The organism is Flavihumibacter fluminis (assembly GCF_021491375.1).
Taxonomy (GTDB): Bacteria; Bacteroidota; Bacteroidia; order Chitinophagales; family Chitinophagaceae; genus Flavihumibacter; species Flavihumibacter fluminis.
In genome coordinates this window covers 902741-920593 of record NZ_JAKEVY010000001.1, presented here as the reverse complement: position 1 = coordinate 920593, position 17853 = coordinate 902741, and the positions used below count along the sequence as shown (strand labels likewise).

Annotated in this window: 12 protein-coding genes; 4 read left to right on the top strand and 8 right to left on the bottom strand. The window is 45.1% G+C overall.

Annotated elements, in window-relative coordinates; genetic code table 11:
* The 4 genes from L0U88_RS04045 (at window position 1) to L0U88_RS04030 (ending at window position 6218) form a co-directional block, all read left to right on the top strand.
* On the top strand, window positions 1-1077 hold the full coding sequence (locus tag L0U88_RS04045; RefSeq protein WP_234864325.1) for a Gfo/Idh/MocA family protein: 1077 nt from the start codon (window positions 1-3) through the stop codon (window positions 1075-1077).
* 10 nt (window positions 1078-1087) lie between these two features.
* On the top strand, window positions 1088-2386 hold the full coding sequence (locus L0U88_RS04040) for a ComEC/Rec2 family competence protein (RefSeq protein WP_234864324.1): 1299 nt from the start codon (window positions 1088-1090) through the stop codon (window positions 2384-2386).
* 94 nt (window positions 2387-2480) lie between these two features.
* On the top strand, window positions 2481-3068 hold the full coding sequence (locus tag L0U88_RS04035; RefSeq protein ID WP_234864323.1) for a T9SS type A sorting domain-containing protein: 588 nt from the start codon (window positions 2481-2483) through the stop codon (window positions 3066-3068).
* A gap of 171 nt (window positions 3069-3239) precedes the next feature.
* Window positions 3240-6218 (top strand): DUF8696 domain-containing protein, encoded by a 2979-nt coding sequence (locus L0U88_RS04030; protein ID WP_234864322.1) that lies wholly within the window; start codon window positions 3240-3242, stop codon window positions 6216-6218.
* A gap of 60 nt (window positions 6219-6278) precedes the next feature.
* Here the strand turns inward: L0U88_RS04030 and L0U88_RS04025 are convergent, their stop codons facing one another.
* From L0U88_RS04025 to L0U88_RS03990, 8 genes are read right to left on the bottom strand one after another with little or no spacing between them, the layout of a single operon-like run.
* A complete protein-coding gene (locus L0U88_RS04025) occupies window positions 6279-7322 on the bottom strand; it encodes a sialidase family protein (RefSeq protein WP_234864321.1) in 1044 nt (347 codons plus the stop codon).
* Window positions 7323-7351: 29 nt separating this feature from the next.
* Window positions 7352-8935, bottom strand: coding sequence for a glycoside hydrolase family 43 protein (locus L0U88_RS04020; RefSeq protein WP_234864320.1), 1584 nt, complete (start codon window positions 8933-8935; stop codon window positions 7352-7354).
* A gap of 4 nt (window positions 8936-8939) precedes the next feature.
* Window positions 8940-9767: an alpha/beta hydrolase gene (locus L0U88_RS04015; protein ID WP_234864319.1), complete on the bottom strand. Its 828-nt coding sequence runs from the start codon at window positions 9765-9767 to the stop codon at window positions 8940-8942.
* Between the two features lie 32 nt (window positions 9768-9799).
* Window positions 9800-11680 carry a sialate O-acetylesterase gene (locus L0U88_RS04010; protein ID WP_234864318.1) on the bottom strand — a complete coding sequence of 627 codons (1881 nt, stop codon included), beginning with the start codon at window positions 11678-11680 and terminating at the stop codon, window positions 9800-9802.
* Window positions 11674-12702, bottom strand: a complete 1029-nt coding sequence (locus L0U88_RS04005) for a glycoside hydrolase family 43 protein (protein ID WP_234864317.1) — start codon at window positions 12700-12702, stop codon at window positions 11674-11676. The genes L0U88_RS04010 and L0U88_RS04005 overlap by 7 nt, the downstream gene beginning before the upstream one ends.
* A gap of 9 nt (window positions 12703-12711) precedes the next feature.
* Complete coding sequence (locus L0U88_RS04000; protein ID WP_234864316.1) at window positions 12712-14151, bottom strand: MFS transporter; 1440 nt, start codon at window positions 14149-14151, stop codon at window positions 12712-12714.
* A gap of 9 nt (window positions 14152-14160) precedes the next feature.
* Window positions 14161-15273: an endo-1,4-beta-xylanase gene (locus tag L0U88_RS03995; protein WP_234864315.1), complete on the bottom strand. Its 1113-nt coding sequence runs from the start codon at window positions 15271-15273 to the stop codon at window positions 14161-14163.
* 7 nt (window positions 15274-15280) lie between these two features.
* Window positions 15281-17851 (bottom strand): glycosyl hydrolase 115 family protein, encoded by a 2571-nt coding sequence (locus L0U88_RS03990; RefSeq protein WP_234864314.1) that lies wholly within the window; start codon window positions 17849-17851, stop codon window positions 15281-15283.
* Window positions 17852-17853 lie beyond the last annotated feature (2 nt).

Genomic DNA, 17853 nt, shown 5'->3' with positions numbered 1-17853 from the left:
ATGGAACGGAAAACAGTCAGGGTATTGGTAGTGGGTTGCGGTAACATGGGAGCATCCCATGCATTAGCGTACCAGTTACTGGATGGTTTTGAGATAGCGGGAATTGTATCGCGGGGCGACAGTAAAAAACGACTGAATGAAAAACTTGGGGGGGAGTATGCGCTTTTTGATTCCTATACAGAGGCGCTGGCAGCAACCAAACCCGATGCCGTCTGTATCTCAACCTATCCCGATACACATGAAGAATATGCTATTAAGGCAATGGAAGCCGGCGCACATGTTTTTCTGGAAAAACCGGTTGCGGATACGGTGGCTGGAGCGGAGCGAGTGGTAGCGAAGGCCAAAGAGTTGAATAAAAAACTTGTAGTGGGTTATATACTGCGTCATCATCCCAGTTGGATTTATTTTATTGAACAGGCACAGCAATTAGGTAAACCATTGGTAATGCGCATGAACCTCAACCAGCAAAGTCATGGACTGATGTGGCAGGTACACCGCAACCTGATGAAAAGCCTGAGTCCGATTGTGGACTGCGGTGTTCATTACATAGATGTGATGTGCCAGATGTCGCGGTCCAAACCTGTGCAGGTTTCGGCTATAGGTGCCCGTTTGACTAATGATATTCCGGACAGCAATTACAATTACGGTCAATTGCAAATCCGTTTTGAAGATGGATCGGTTGGCTGGTATGAAGCAGGATGGGGTCCGATGATCAGTGAGACTGCTTTTTTTGTAAAAGATGTGATCGGCCCCAAAGGATCCGTATCAATTGTGGCGAAAAAAGCCAGTGCGGAAGGTCAGTCGGATGATGTATCCTCGCATACCAAAACCGAATCCATCCGTATACATTCAGCAGATCTGACTGCAGATGGCCGCTTTGTGAAAGAAGATAAATGGGTGGACCTGGAAGATGAACCGGATCACCAGGAATTATGCAATCGCGAGCAGGCTTATTTCTTAAAAGCGATACAGGAAGGACTTGATTTGACTGATCATATGGAAGACGCAGTGAATAGTTTGCGCATTGCATTTGCGTGTGACGAATCGGTGCGTACGGGCAGGATCGTTGAACTTTAATACTACTTATATGCGGTTGTTTTATTGCTTGTTATCAGGCTTGTTGTGTTGTACGCAAGGTTTGGTTGCGCAGATTGCCCAACCTGGTGCTGAGTTACCTGCCTGGAAAGAAGGTTACCTGGATATGCATCATGTCAATACAGGGCGAGGGAGCACCGCATTTTATGTATTTCCGGATGGGACCACGATGTTGCTGGATGCGGGAGAGATGGATATTCACGACGGTCGGGTTTTCACACCCAGGAACAGTGTGATTGTGCCAAACGACAGCAAAAAGCCCTATGAGTGGATTGCTTCGTATATACAGCGTTTTCATCCAAAGTCAAAGCCAGTATTGGATTACGCATTGATCACACATTTTCACGATGATCATTTTGGCGCCTGGTATCCGGAAATGCCCTTTCATAAAAAGGGAGGATTCGGACTCACGGGTATAACCGGTGTGGCTAGTCTGATTCCGGTGAAAATGTTGCTGGACAGGGGTTATCCGGATTATAATTACCCGGTAGCAAAAAACCGCTGGCTGGAGCAGGTGGGTAAGAATGATACTCCCTATCGCAGAACCATGGAGAATTACTGGCGCTTTATCGAGTTTGGCGTTAAAAACGGGATGGGCGCTGCCACTTTAAAAGCAGGTTCGGTTAACCAGGTTCGCCTGCAGTATAACAGAGAGGCTTATCCGCAATTCAGGGTGCGAAATCTAAAAGCTAATGGGTTGATCTGGAGCGGGCAGGACAGTCTGGCTGTGGATCATTTTCCTCCCGCGCATCCACAATTGCCGGCCACCTGGCCAGATGAGAACAGCATGAGTCTCGCAATCCTTATAGAATATGGCGGGTTTCGATATTACACCGGAGGTGATAATCCAGGTAATCTATTTTATGGAAATCACCACTGGCGCGATGTTGAAACACCCATGGCAAGGGTAACCGGAAAAGTGGATGTGGCAACGCTGGATCATCATGGGAACCGGGATGCGGTTAATGAATTTCAGGTGAAGACATTGCAACCGAGGGTCTGGATCGGGCAGAGCTGGTCGGCAGATCATCCCGGGCATGAGGTTTTGGTGCGTATGGTGAGTCCGCATTTGTACAATGGTCCGCGGGATTTATTTGCCACCAATATGCTGGAAGCTAACCGGTATGTGATTGGCCCATTGATTGACCGGTCGTATAAAAGCCAGCAAGGTCATATACTGGTTCGGGTATTGCCAGGGGGAAGCCAGTATTATGTAATCATATTGGATGACCAGCGGGAAGAAGCAAAAGTAAAAGCGGTCTTTGGGCCATATGATAGCTTGTCGAAATAATTCGAATTTTGGAAGGTTTTAGCAAATAAGGGGTTTCTACTATTGCAGGTATTTGGTCCCGGGTATATTTTAGTACACTGTTCAATAATCCCATATGACTAAACCAACCCGGATCTTTACCTGGCTAACCTTCGCTGCCATTTTTCTGATGCAGGTTTCCCTTGCTCAAGTGCCTGATGACTGGAAACAGATTTCAGCCCATCAGTACAAGAACCAGATTGCATTGAATTGGGAAACATTTGCAGAGTATAATTCCAAGGAGTTTATGATACAACATAGTGTAGGCGGACAAGCCTGGACACTGATAGGCTCTATGCCTGCAAGTGGTCAGAGTGGTACGATTAAAACGTATAAATACCTGCACAATGAACCGGTTACGGGTACTAATTATTATCGTGTGGTGCTGGTCAATGAAACTGGCAGGGCACAGTTTAGCCGGGTGGTACAAATCGAATTCGAAGAAACCATTCCATTGAAAATTTATCCTAATCCGGTTATCAATGGCATCCTGAATCTTCAGATGAGTACAGATTCAGAAGTAACGATTTTTACAAGGCATGGTAAAGCGGTTATGCAAAAACAGTGTAAAGCCGGTAAATCTAAATTATACGTCAGTGATCTTCCGACAGGTTTATACCAGATCAAGGCAGGAGATGAAGTAAAACAGTTTTTTATCCGGTGATGAACCGGATTTTTTTTGCTCTTTTTCTAAGTGGTACTATATAGCTGGTAAAGGTAAGCACTTACAAATAAGTTTGATAAAGGTCAAAATAACACGTTTTAAGTGTTTTCTATTATTGTAGGTGGAGAATCGGCCTTCTATTTTTACCTCACCCTAAATGAAATCCACCGTATGAAAAGAGCCGTACTCTTTTGTTACTCGTTGTTGCTGCATCAATTCATGTTTAGTCAAACAGCCAGTACTGTCAATGTTACCGGTAACCCGGCAGATAGATCAATCACCAATAATGTGGCAACTGTTATTGATCCCGAACTTGAAATTATTTCAAATGGAACCCTGAAAGATTTTACTGTGTCCATCACTGATAGTTATACATCAGGTGATGCATTAAGTTATAGTGGTTCTTTGCCATCTGGTATTACTGCGGGTAGTTTTAATGCTACGAGCCGCTCCATCGAATTTACAGGAATCGCCACTGCTGAGGTATGGCAGGAATTGTTGAGACGGGTTACTTTGAAAACTACTTCCGCAATTTGTAATCCTGAAAGTCGTCGGGTGAGTTTTACTGTTGGAAAGCGTTACTATAATCCGTTAAATGATCATTTTTATGAATTGCGGTCTGCCGGGGCTAACTGGACGAGTGCGCGTGATTATGCGCAGACACAATCCTATTATGGGAGGCAAGGTTACCTGGTAACGATTACATCACAGGCGGAAAACAGTTTTATTTATCGTATCGTAAACGTGAATGCCTGGATAGGTGCTTCGGATAATTTCAGCGCTGTGAATTCTGCTGCAGGTTATTCAAAATATGCGAATCAAACTGCGGCAGATGGCAAATATCACTGGGTAACAGGTCCAGAGCGCGGAACTATGTTTACCAGTCAGAATGCCTGGCAATCCGGTGGCGTCTCCCCTGTTAACAACCGATACAACAACTGGGATAACAATGAGCCCAACGACTGGCCTGGATTTACAACTTCCAATCCTGGTGAAGAGGATTATGGACATATAATCGGAAGTAATGGAAGGTGGAATGATTATGCCAATGGCCAGTCTATTGCCAGCATTATTGAATATGGTGGAATGCCAGGTGATCAGTCGCACTCCCAGGTTGTGTTTACCAAAAAGATAACCATCAATAATGCTCCATCGGGCACCATTTCAGGAGGCAATACTACAGTATGCTCCGGAACCAATAGTACGGTATTGACTTTAACCGGGCTAAGTGGCTCTGTGGTTCGATGGGAATATTCCCTGGATAATTTTTTAACAGCCGGAACTTCTGTGTCTAGTACATCAGCTACCCTTACTGTATCCAATATATCCCAGACCCGTTATTACAGGGCAATCGTAAACTCCAATTCAGGTTGTACCGGTCTTGCAACAGCTGCTACTCCTATCTATGTTAAAGGATTGGAAGCTGGAAATATTGTTGCTCAAAATAATACGATTTGTCCGGGTGGTACCGCCCAGCTTACGCTCTATGGGTTTACCGGTGAAATAACGCAATGGCAACGCTCTGCCAGTTCCGATTTTTCAAGTGGCGTAACTACGATTTCGAGTAAGGAAGCAAGTATCAGCCAGGTATTGGCTTCAATTGGAACCTATTATTTCAGAGCTACCGTAAAGGCGATTGGATGCAGCAATACAACCAACAGTGCAGCTTATGCGATTACCGTTAGTTCAGGTACAGCACCAGTAGGAGGAGTGGTTTCGGGCAGGGAGCATTGCGGAAGCTCGAATTCGGGAAGTCTCCAGTTAACCGGGCATTCAGGAACCATACAGAAATGGCAGTTTTCTACGGATTGCGGTATCACCTGGACAGATGTAGCCAATACCACTTCTACATTAACCTATAACGGAGTGTCATCTACCCGAAAATACCGGGCAGTATTAACAAATGGCGCCTGCGGTACGGCTTATTCATCGGAAGGTACTGTAACTATATTGGGTACGAACCGGTTTAAGTGGCATGGTGGATCGAACCGACAGGCACAGCAGTCAACCAACTGGGATTGCGGAAATAAGCCGATGCGTGGGTCGGATGTGCTTATCAGTTCAACCGCCTCCAATGATATGGAGTTGGATACCGATTATGTTTTGGGTACCATTGATTTTGCCGGTTCCAATCGTAAAATTGTTTTGGGTAATCATAATTTGACAATTAATGGAGTGGTTGGAGGCAATGCCCAAAATCATATCATTACCAATGGAAGTGGTAAACTCATGATTAAAGTAGCGCCCGGAGTTAGCGCCGTTTACCCGGTTGGTAACAGCAGTTATAATCCGATTCGCATTACCAACAATACGGGATTGGTAGATGAGATTTCAGTTCGTGTGGTGGATGAAGTATACCTTAATGGTTCAGATGGAACGGTGTCTGATGTGCCAAGAGTAAAGCGTACCTGGGATATCAGTAAAGCCAATGCAAATGGAGGGAATGGATTGGATTTTACATTTTACTGGAATGAAGACGAAGCAATTAATCTTGTTACTCCGGCCTTGTATCATTTTGAAAATAATAGTTGGAATAAGCAGCCCTTAACTGGAATATTACCAGGTACAAACAGTTTAACCTATTCTGGTTATACCGGAAGTTTTTCACCTTTTGCTATTGGCGATGCGATGATTTCATTACCTGCAGACTGGAAAAGTTTTACTGCCAGCCGATTGAAGAAATCAGTTATGCTGAACTGGGAAACCTTTGCAGAATACAATACGCAGGATTACCTGGTGCAGCATAGTGTATCCGGAACTGCATGGACAACCATTGGTTCTGTATTATCCAATAACAATTCGCAAACCATACAACGCTATCAGTTTGAACATGTAAAACCAGTTGCCGGAGTCAATCATTACCGGATCATGCAACGTGATCAGAATGGAAGGACCCGATTCAGTAAAGTGCTGGCAATTAAACTGGATGCTGATGCAGTAGTTAGTATTTATCCAAACCCGGTAACATCAGGGCAGTTAACTGTGCAAATGGAAACAGCAGGATTAATCCAGGTGTATAACCAGGCAGGTTTTCCTGTTTATCAGACCGATGGAAAAGCAGGATTAAACAGGCTGGATTTATCTCTACTTTCCAAAGGCATGTATACATTGAAATGCGGATTGCAGGCTATTCCTTTCCTCGTAAAATAAGTAGTGGTCCACATACCAGAAGGTGAGACCCGGCCCTCTTGCCCAGGCAAGGGGGTATTTTTATTTTACCTGCAGGGAAACGTACCGGATATTTTTTCGGTCGTGCGTATAAGTTATATGAATTATATTATCACGGTCTTGTATAACAGCCGGATAACTATATTCGCCTTCCGGATGATTTTCCAGTTCAAGAATTTCCTGCCAACTGCTACCGTCTTTTGACACAGCCACATTGAGACGGTTTCTGCCATTCCACCAGTCTTTACCTGCTGGAAGCGGATTGTACACGAGTAATTGCCAGCCATTGTGAAGCGTTACAGCATCTGAACCTGCATTGGGATTAGGAAGACTGGTTTTGGTAAGCCCCCCCCAGGTAGCACCCTTGTCTTTAGACCAGGTTTGTATGATGTAATTCTGACGGCTCCTGGAAAGCAACTGCAGGTCTCCGTTAGGATAGGAAAGTATACTGGGTTGTATTACACCGAAACTATCGTTATTGATATTGATGCGGCTCCAGTTCTGGAAATTGCTGTCAGATTTTTCAAGATGGATATGCCAGATTTTTTCGTCGAGGCTTTCGGTACTTGATGGGTGCAGAATAGATCCATCTTTAAGTTGAATGGGTTTGTTCTTAATTGGTCCCAGGATGCCTTCGGGTAGTTTGATAGCTGCTGACCAGGTTTTGCCCTCATCATTGGAAATTTTGTATTCGCCCCACCATTCGCGTGGGTTGGGACCTACTTTATAAAACAGCGCAAGTTTACCGGATTGGGTGCGGAATAACACAGGATTCCAGGTAGGATAACGCAACGTGTCATTGATAATGCCATCAGCAACGGGCTGCGGCTGGCTCCAGATTCCATTTTCAAGGGTAGCAGTATAGATGATTACTTCCTTATGTGATTCATGCGGACCTGCGAACCAGGCGGCTAGCAGTCGGTTGCCCGGAAGATCCACAATTGTGGAAGCGTGGCAACTTGCAAAAAGCGGACTGTCAACAATGTTTTCCTGTTTCAGAATCGTTACGCTTGGAAACTTTTGATGGACCGGATTGGTGCAGGTGGTGAATAAAATAGCAAAACAGATCAGTGGGCTCCAGCGCATGGGTTAATAGTTTTGACATCTAAGGTAGTTCATTCACCCGACCGGGGCCACCGGTCAGGTGAAAGGTTGAAATGATTAAAATCGACAAATCCTCCGGGCTGTACAGTGGAGAAATTGAAAAGGGCGAAGCGATAACCCATAAAATGTGGCAGGGTATAGCTCATTTTCAGTGTGGTGCCGATGTGGTTCCAGGTCTGACCATCAAGACTGTAAGAGAAATGCGCTGTATCCGTTTTGTTGGTAAAATCACAACTGGCACGGAGATGTATCGTTGATTGTTGTATAGGAATGTCAGCAACCACTTCCGGGGATCCGGTTGAGCTATTGAGCATTTGGAGATGATAAGTTTCCCTGATTTTTTTGATTCCGACCCATCCATAGTTTTTTTGCAGCAGGGCTAATCCGGCAATATCACCATTGTTCATGTGCAAGCAATCGATTTCAATACTGGCCTCAGCTTGTGGACCAAACGTTCGCTGGGTTAAAGTGTTTCGAGCTGTTAGCAAACTGGTGTCAATTCTACCTGTGGTTAAGCGAAGAAAACCTTTCCGTGATTTCACTGACCACAAGGAATTATCAGGATTGTGATTCCATTGCCAAACCAGTGGCAGATCCCGTTCTTTGCGTTTTCGGGTGAAATTATCAGATGCAACGATACCAGGAACCAGCGATTGATTCGGGGGCAGATTTAGTGTCATGGGTACCTTTCCGTTTTCACCTAAAACTGGCCAGTCGTTTACCCATTTTACTGGTACCAGATAAGGAATCCTGCCAACTGCACCATGGTCCTGAAACAGGTAGGCATACCAGTTGCCATTTGGCTTATTTATAAGTCCGCCTTGTGCTATTCCTCTATCCTGCAAAACAAGTTTACCTTTATAAGGGCCCGTGATTTTTTTTGAACGATGAACGATCACTGTACGCATCCCACCCCGGGGCCATGTGATGTTAAACAGGTAGTAATATCCATTAACCTTGTATAGTTGCGATCCCTCAGCTCCCAGACCGATATTAGTGCCAGCAGGAAGACTTGCATTTTCAATCACAACCTGATGGAAACCTGCGGGTTCAATACCGGACAGATCGGGCTTTAGTTCAACCAGGCTGAGTTTGCCATTGCCATAAAGCATATAGGCTTTGCCATCATCATCAAAGAATAGTGTATGATCATGCAAACTTGGTTGAAACTGGATTCTTTTCCAGGATCCTTTTTCAATATCGGATGTAGTAAAGATGTATGTTTTCCCCGTGGTGGATGCAAATGTAGTAACATAGTAAACTCCCTTGTGATAGCGTAGGCTGCTTGCCCAGGATCCTGCGCCATAGGCATTTTTACCATTTTTAAGTGTTAACGCATCCACCTCTGCGAGGGTGTCATAAGCATAATTAACAATACGCCAGTTAACCAGGTCAGTCGATTTCATGATGGGAACACCTGGACTCATATGCATGGTTGTACTGCTCATGTAATAGACATTGCCAACCCTTATCATGGACATGTCTGGAACATCTGCGTAAACAATCGGATTGGTTGCTGTTTTCTGTGTTTGCGCAGAGTTGGCAAAGATTACCAATAGTAAAAGTAATAGTAGTTTGCTGGACTGTTTGATCATTTTCTTAGAAAACTAATTGAGCAAATTGGTAAAGCCCGTTTTTCCAAACTTTGAAATCGTGATCACCTGGTTCTATTTGAAATTGGTGCGGTACTTTATGTTGTTGGAGATAATCATGCGTTCGTTGGCTAAAACTCAGCAGCCGGTCTTTGTCGCCACAGGAAATCCAGAGTAACTTAAGCATGCGTTTGGCTTTTGCCGGATCCGGTATTAATTCTTCCGGTTTTTTGGTGTTGGGAGCAGATGAAAAACCTGCCACCCAGGCAAACTTGTCCAGGTTGCCCAGGCCAAAATTGAGGGATTGTCCTCCACCCATAGATAAACCAGCGATTGCGCGGTTATTCCTATCTGTAAATACTGGAAAATTTTTCTCAATAAAAGGGATGAGGTCATTCAACAGATCTTTTTCAAAATTGGCGAAAGCCTGGACTTTATCCGGTGCCATAATATTACCAACTGCCCGGTCATCCGGCATGGCTCTTCCATTGGGCATTACCACAATCATAGGTTTTATTTTTCCTTCTGCATATAAATTATCCAGAATGATATGAGGCACACCTCCATTAAGCCATTCTTTTTCATCGCCTCCAATACCGTGTAATAAATAGAGAACTGGATAGTTCTGCTTGCCGGAATAGCCGGGTGGTGTATAAATCAGCGCTTTTCTGGTAGTTCCAACTGTTTTGGATACATAAGAGATTGTGTCAATTTTTCCTTTTGCAATGCTGGTATTTTCCCTGTCAAAACCTAGGGGAGCAATTTTCACCTCCTTTTGGGCTCTTGAACTGAAACACACTAAGAATACTATAATAGCAAAACCGATTTTTTTCATTGCAATAATGTTTGTTATCTCTAATAATTTGGCTAGCGGTCAGTGCGGAAGGGGGAGGCAGGGAGGCCTTCCCGGTTGTAAAGGTTGGCCTGGGTGGGGTTATCGGCCCAGGAATAGCGCACATACATGGGATTGGAAACCCTGTCACTTGAAACCACCACGGTATTACCTTCAATGCGAGCAGCAGCCCAGACGAATTTTTTGTCAGCTCCTGCAATCGCGAAATTACCGGGTGCTTCACCATCGTTGGTTATAAGTCCGCCTCCTGTGTGATCAAATTCCACAATGATTTTATTGCCTTCAACACGGGCTTTTCGATATAACGGTCCCGAGTAAACGATCTGCTCTCCATATGCCAATTTCATAGCTGCCAGAGCCAGTCGATCTCCTACCTCTTTTTTGTTATCCGGATGCACATCGTTCCATTCACCCAGGTCAATTGCTACCGCCATAGCTGTATTGGGAACCTCCAGTACACTTGCCTGTGCTTCCCGTAGCACTGCCCAGTTGCTTTCAGAAGGCAAGTAATTGTATTCCATGAACCCGGGTAACTGAACGTATAAAAAAGGAAGAGTGCCGAGGTTCCAGGCGCCTCGCCATTGGTTGATTAATTGGCGGGACAATGCAGCATACTCCATAGGCCGACCTGCATTGGACTCCCCCTGGTACCAGCAAAAACCTTTGATCGTATAGGATGTAACCGGCGCTACCATGGCATTGTATAAGGCGGATGGTTTGTTTTGATCGTTACCGCCACCACTGTAAAAAGAACTTACTGGTTCAAACGCAGCTCCAACTTTATACTCCCATTTACCGGTTAACCCAACCGTATCCTTACCCGAAAAAAGACAATAGGGTTTATCCGGTACAAAGCCCCCTTTACCATTGTGGTTGGTTACCCGAACCACAATCAGATTTTTTCCGGGCTGTAATACATCCTGGGGGATAGCATACCTGCGTTGCGGGTACAGATAGGTTGTTTGACCAATTTTTTTCCCATTGATGTAAACTTCATCCATATCCACGATCCGGCCGAGAAACAATCTTCCAGGTTTTCCGATCATGGTTTCCGGTACCATGATTTCTTTGCGATACCAAACCACCCCATTCAACTCTTTGATGCCCTGGTCTTCCCAATATCCCGGAACAAAAATGGAACGCCAGCCTTTTGGAACATAGGCTGGCTCATACCATTTCAACGGTTCATTCATTCCTTTATCGACAGGTGGCGCTGGTCTTTGAACCGGATTGTCAGGCCTGGCAGGAGTTGCATTTGTCTGCGGTGATTGCAGTCCGCCCGTCCAGGCTTCTATAGGTGTTCCACCTACACTTGCATTTATTATTCCAATTGGAACACCATATTGCTGGTGCAGTTTTTTCGCCATAAAATAAGCCACTGCGGAAAAGGGCCGCACTGCTTCACCCACCGCAGGCGCCCAATGCCCTGCAGTTATATCATCTTTTTGTGCCTCCGGGCTCGTTGCTGTCGGTATCCAGAATTGTCGGATCAGCGGAAAGTTAGCCGTAGCGATTTCATCTGCATAGGTAACATCGTGAATATTCAGCTGGTGAACCATGTTGCTTTGACCACTACAAAACCATACGTCACCAAATAATACGTCATTGAGTGTAATGCTATTCTTTCCCTGGAACTGAATGGTATATGGTCCGCCGGCTTTCGTGGCAGGGAGTTCCACTTTCCATTTGCCATCTGATCCGGCACGGGTCCGAATTTTTTTTCGGTTAAACGATACTGTTATCTTTTCCTGCGGAGATGCCCAACCCCAGAGTCGGACCGGCTGGTCGCGTTGCAATATCATACTGTCGCGAAGTAGCTGCGGCAGCCGTATTTGCGACTGGCTTTGCCAACTTGCCGCCAGTAGTAACAATACAACTGTTAATCGTTTTACCATAACCGGAATGCTTTTTTTGAATAGGGGTCTATAGTTTGAATGCGTCCGTTTTCATCATGATTCAGTTCTGTAACCTTTACTGATCTTAAATGAGTAACACCCTCACTTAAACTGCTATCGTGATAGAAAAGATACCATTTCCCATTAAACTCACAGATGGAGTGATGGGATGTCCAGCCAATCACCGGTTCCAGGATTCTGCCAGTATAGGTAAAAGGACCGTAAGGTGAATCACCGATGGCATAACAAATGAAATGGGTATCGCCGGTGGAATAGGAGAAATAATATTTCCCTTTGTAGGTATGCATCCAGCTTGCTTCAAAGAAGCGCCGGTCCTTATCTCCTTCCAGTATAGGCCGACCCTTTTCATCCAGGATCTGCAAATCGCGTGGGAGCTCAGTAAACTCCAGCAGATCATCCCGCAGGCGAGCCACTTTTGGACAAAGAGCAGGCTCCATATCCGCGGGCAGGTGCGCAAAGGGACCTTCTCCTTCGGCCTTAAATTGCCCGGTCCGCCAACGTTGTAATTGTCCGCCCCATATACCGCCAAAATACATATAATAGCTGCCATCGCTATCCTTAAAAACAGCCGGGTCGATGGAAAAACTGTTATTGATGGGTTCCGGTTGTGCAGTAAAAGGGCCCACGGGTGATTCACTCACTGCGACCCCTATACGAAAAACACCTTCTTTGTCTTTCGCCGGAAAAAACAGGTAATAGTTCCCATCTTTTTCTGCGGCATCGGGTGCCCACAACTGTTGAGACGCCCAGGGTACCTCGCTCAGGTGTAAGGCACAACCATGATCCACTGCCTTTGCACCGGGATCTTCCATGGACAATACATGATAGTCTTCCATCGCAAAATGACTGCCCAGGTCATCAAATGGGATATTGGATTCCACATCATGGGAAGGATAGATAAAAATCTTTCCATTAAATACATGCGCTGATGGATCAGCTGTGTAAATATGCTCCACCAGCGGTTGGGATATTGCTTTGCGCTTGAGTTGTTGAATATCCATAGTATATGGTTAGGTTGTTCTTCGTTGTTTAAGTTCGTTTTCAATCTGGTTTTCCATAGACTTATTGATCTCGTAAAAAAAAAGCAGCCCAATCCCGATAAAAAAAGGAATGGAAGGATAAATGCTTACTAATAGTTTGGTGCCATTCACTGCGGTAGCTGTTTGCGTGGCATCGCTGTTGGCCTGGTACCGGTACAAACCAAGAATCCAGGTAACCAGTGCGCTGCCAACACTGAGTCCTACTTTTAACCCAACCATCATAGCCGAAAAAATAATCGCTGTAGCACGGCGATTGGTTTTCCATTCACTGTAATCTGCCACATCTGCAATCATGGCCCAGAGCAGGGGAATGGTCAGGCCATAAAAGAATCCATGCAATATTTGCGAGCCAAATATCAAACCGATGGCATCTGGTGCATAAAAATAAAAGAACAGGATAAAAAGAGTTGATATAAAAAGTGCCCAGCCAAATACATCGCGCTTGCCATATTTATCTGCAAATCCTTTGGAGAGCATGATGCCCACAATCATGAATAAAATGCCACCAGCATTAAACAAACCAAAACCTGCTGATACGGAATCTTCTCCAAAGAAATTTATTCCCATGGACTGTAAACCATTCAGGATCGGTTGGATGAATTCCGTAAGTGCCTGACTGTTTACATAGTTTTTGAAATAGTAGACATAGGAGCCGCCTTTCATCGCCAGGGTGATAAATACCAGGGTGGTGAGTACTAACATAAGTAACCAGGGCCTGTTTGAGGATAGGTCCTTCAGATCCTGCGCCACACTTGATTTTTGTTCTGGTTTGGGAACAATTCGTTCTCGGGTACTGATAAACGTTATAAGCAACAATAGCGTACCAATAATGGCCAGCCAGGTCATGACAATTTCAATACCTGCCGCCTTATCTCCTTTACCTGCAGATTCAATAATGGGTAACATAAATACCTGCACAAAAAACTGTGCAAACATCACAGCTACAAACCTATAGGAAGAAAGACTGTTGCGCTCTTTCATATCACCGGTGATCACACCACTCAGGGCTGAGTAGGGCGGATTGTTTGCCGCGTAGAGTAATAACAGCAAGGTATAGGTGATGGCGGCATAAATCAGTTTGCCTTTATAGGAAAAATCAGGTGTACTGAAGGCCAGTAAGGACACTACACCAAGAGGGATAGCTGTCCACAGGATCCAGGGACGAAATTTGCCCCATCTGGAAACCGTACGGTCAGCAATGGCCCCAATAATTGGATTAAAGGCAAAAGCTGCAATCAATCCCACGGCCAGGATGATAGCGGAAGCGTGCTGCGTTTCCAATCCGTATATATCGGTATAAAAATAGGCGAGATAGGTCATGAGGGTTTGAAAGACCAGGTTGGCGGCCAGGTCGCCCAGGCTGTATCCCAGCTTTTCGGTTATAGATAACCGTTGATTGGTTGTGTTCATGAGCGGGATTTATTTTTTTAAACCCATCAGTTTGTGATAGGCGGCTTTAGGTTCTAACTGGCGATCGAAGAGCAGGGGGTAATTGGTTCTGCCCGGCACCGGCCAGCCATTGAGCCAGCTTTGGCCATCATCCACTCCCCAAAATGTTACGCGAGTGATTTTGTCTTTATGCTTCAGGAAAAGTTTGAACAGGTTTTCATAATCGGTAGCCTGTTGTTGGAGTATGCTGTCCGGAATTCCCTGGGCATAAGGATTCAGGGAAGGGTCGCTTGCCATTCGCTGTGCCACATCAGCTCCCTGGAAATTACGTGGTAATACTTCAATATCCAGTTCGGTAATCATTACTTTTAAACCCAGTTCATGGTAGGCGAGTATGCTTTCTTCAATTTCTTTGAACGGGACTTTACCCAAATGCCAGTGCCCCTGGATACCAACGCCATCAATACGCACTCCAGCGGCCTGCACTTTTTTTATCAGTTCGATACAGCCAGCTCTTTTCTGAGGTTGCTCGTTGTTATAATCATTGTAATACAATTCTGTATTTGGTGAAGCTTTTGCTGCCAAACGAAATGCTTCTGTGATATAATCCGGTCCCATTTTTTGAAGAAAGATGGAATTGCGTAGTGTGCCATCTTCATTGAGTGCTTCATTCACCACATCCCAGGAGAAGATTTTACCACTGAATCGGGATGCCACTGTGTTAATATGGTTTTCAAAAAATGTTTTAAAAGAATCCAGGTTTTGAATCTGATTGGCAAACGCAGGCAACTGGCTATGCCAGATTAGGGTGTGACCATTCAGTTGCAGGTTGTTTTTCTGACTGTAGGCCACTAACTTATCAGCCAGCTCAAAATCGTAGCGATCCCATTCGGGGTGAATGTTTTCTGCTTTCATACAATTTTCAGGTGTCACTGCATTGAACTGCCGGAGGATCAAAGCGTTGCTTTTGGCATCAGTTTCTTCAATCTGAGGTTTGTTAAGTGCAGCACCGATCAGGAAGTCGGATCGATAGGCGTCTTTTAATCCTTGTTCAGCCTCTGCGTTTGATTTCTGTGTGCCACAGCCGGCGATTCCCAGAACTACAAACGCTGCTATTGTGCTGTTCAGTAAGAATTTTTTCATGATTTTTTTATTTGGCAATTAGTAGTTGAGAAGATGGTATACGGGTTTCTGGCGCGCCCAGGTAAGATGGTTTCAGTCCGCCCAGGTCCAGCACCAGGTTTTGCAACACCACTCCGTTGCTGACTCTCCAGAAACGAACCCGGTGTTTGCCAGGCTGAGAAAGAAAATGGCGACTCGTTTTCACGATACAGTTATCGGCTACCCATTTGTTCCAGATGCCGCTGATACTGGTTTTATCTTCCTTATTCAGGCTGATTAGCTGCGGTTGCTCTTCATCAATTGAAATCGCATACTGCAGACCGTTATCCGAGCCATAAAAATTCAGGCTGGGCGAGAAATAGGCATGGAGGGTAATGCTGTCCAGGCTGTAGGTATAAAATTCATATTCCAGAAAGGGTGTGTTTTCATTTAGTTTGCTTTCTGCTGCTGTCACAGGAAAAGATGTAATCGCGTCACCTGTTCTGCCATGATCCGGCAATTTTTTCCACTGAATTTCAGCTGTTTCCTGTTTTCTGGAAAAGTTGGTAGCCTCCATTGATACAACGCCATTGAATTCAAAAAAGGCCGGGTAGTTGAGGTTCTCTGGGAAAGGGGCTTTTGCAATCTGAATAAGGGTGTCTGACAGGGTTTGATAATCTGTGTCGGGTGGAAGGGTTTTTAAGTTTGGTATTTTATTCACCGGTGGCTGTTGCCAATAGGTATAACCGATATGGGTTTGGCTCATCATATGATTCCATTTACCATTGTTGATACGATGATATGCCAATGTGATAAGAGAATCGCGCTCATAAAACTCCCTTGCTTTTTCAGCATGATAATTCGTTGAGACTGACTTTTCTGCAAAAGCTTTGTGGTTTAGGGCTACCTGTTGATAAAGCTGATAAAGATTGGAACTGGCCGCAATGGGATGCAAGACCAGTTGAAAATAAGCGTCCTGGAATTCAGGCGCAAGGGCCAGTTGGATCTGTTCTGCTTTTTCTTTTAGGGCAGTAAAGTCAGCAACTACTGTTTCCCATTCATTGTAGTTAAAGCTGTAGGTGTTTTGATCCAGTAGTTCCGGTTTACGGCGACTATTGAATTTTCCATAGGCTGCCAGTAGCTGCGCGATGGCATCTGAATGGGTACTACAAAACTGTTGTGCAGCCCACTGCCTGGTATATTCGAAAAGATCATCTGCGCCAATACGATCCGGATTCCAGGCATAATCGAGGAAAAAGGAAATGGGAAATTCCATGGGCTTGATATCACCCACGTTTACAATCCATATCTGCTTTACACCGTGCTGCCAGGCGAGGTTCATTTGTTCCCAGATCCGGGGCAAGGGATTGGTGTTGATCCATTTGTAATTACGGGGCCCACCTACATAATCGAAGTGATAATAGATACCATAACCTCCTTTTCGGGTTGGTTCGCCAGGTTTAGGTAACATGCGCAGGTTCCCCCAGTTGTCATCACAAAGAAGCAGGGTAACGTCATCGGGTACCCGCATTCCCTTTCGGTAATAGTCCTGAACTTCTTTGTACAGAGCCCAGAGCTGCGGAGTTTGGGAAGCAGGTTTGCCGGTAGTTTTGGAAATGATGCTGCGTTGATCTTTTACGATTCTTTCCAGTAGTGCGGTGGCGGTTTCGCGACTCATGGGTTCATCGCCATCACCGCGCATACCCACAGTCACAATTTTTTCATTCCATGCACGCTTCATGCCGGAAGTCCAGAATTCCTGCAAGCCTGCTTTAGTGCTATCATAATTCCATAACCGTTTTTTGCCATAGCGTCTCCATTCATCATGCGCGCGCATCAGCGGTTCGTGATGAGAGGTGCCGATAACAATCGCATAGTCATCTGCTACTTTTATGTTGAGTGAATCATCGTCATAAAATGCATTTCCCCACATGGCGGGCCAGATATAGTTGGACCGGAGTCGCAGCATCAGTTCAAATACCCGTTCATAAAATCCGGAATTGAAACCGCCGAATTTTTCTTTGCTCCAACTACTTAAGGCAGGCGCTTCATCGTTGATGAAAATGCCGCGGTATTTCACTTTTGGGGCATCCTGCAGGATAGAATCGCGGGCGATCAATACCTGCATCTTTTTTCGCACCGGAACATCAGCCCACCAGATCCAGGGCGATACACCAATGCGCCTGCTGATTTCCATGGCGCCATAGGCTGCACCGCGACGATCACTGCCAATGATAAACAGCAGGTGTTGACCGGCATCTTGAACTGTGAGCATTTTATAACCTTCCCACTGGCCATTTAGATCAGTAGTTAAAATCCGGTATTGCCGAATCATTTTTTTCAGTAAGGCTGATTTATCAAGGCTCCCAATAACAATAGTTGCCTGCGAATCTTTTCCAGGTATAAATATGACATTACTCTCCCTGGTTGTAACCGATTGCAGATCGGAGGCTAAAAAAAAAGCAGCCTTTTTCACTACCTCATGGTCTGTTGAATCTACCAGAATGGCAGCTCCGGCAAGATCATAATTGGTATTGGCATCAACTGATACTGGCAGTTGCGCCCTGGAGACCGTAGGATTCGTGAGAAGTAATAAAACAAGCAATCGTTTACTGAACATAG

Coding starts and splice junctions, on each gene's coding strand:
- L0U88_RS04020 (WP_234864320.1), bottom strand. CDS start 8,935: ATGATCAAACAGTCCAGCAAACTACTATTACTTTTACTATTGGTAATC.
- L0U88_RS04015 (WP_234864319.1), bottom strand. CDS start 9,767: ATGAAAAAAATCGGTTTTGCTATTATAGTATTCTTAGTGTGTTTCAGT.
- L0U88_RS04045 (WP_234864325.1), top strand. CDS start 1: ATGGAACGGAAAACAGTCAGGGTATTGGTAGTGGGTTGCGGTAACATG.
- L0U88_RS04030 (WP_234864322.1), top strand. CDS start 3,240: ATGAAAAGAGCCGTACTCTTTTGTTACTCGTTGTTGCTGCATCAATTC.
- L0U88_RS04035 (WP_234864323.1), top strand. CDS start 2,481: ATGACTAAACCAACCCGGATCTTTACCTGGCTAACCTTCGCTGCCATT.
- L0U88_RS04010 (WP_234864318.1), bottom strand. CDS start 11,680: ATGGTAAAACGATTAACAGTTGTATTGTTACTACTGGCGGCAAGTTGG.
- L0U88_RS04025 (WP_234864321.1), bottom strand. CDS start 7,322: ATGCGCTGGAGCCCACTGATCTGTTTTGCTATTTTATTCACCACCTGC.
- L0U88_RS04040 (WP_234864324.1), top strand. CDS start 1,088: ATGCGGTTGTTTTATTGCTTGTTATCAGGCTTGTTGTGTTGTACGCAA.
- L0U88_RS03990 (WP_234864314.1), bottom strand. CDS start 17,851: ATGTTCAGTAAACGATTGCTTGTTTTATTACTTCTCACGAATCCTACG.
- L0U88_RS03995 (WP_234864315.1), bottom strand. CDS start 15,273: ATGAAAAAATTCTTACTGAACAGCACAATAGCAGCGTTTGTAGTTCTG.
- L0U88_RS04005 (WP_234864317.1), bottom strand. CDS start 12,702: ATGGATATTCAACAACTCAAGCGCAAAGCAATATCCCAACCGCTGGTG.
- L0U88_RS04000 (WP_234864316.1), bottom strand. CDS start 14,151: ATGAACACAACCAATCAACGGTTATCTATAACCGAAAAGCTGGGATAC.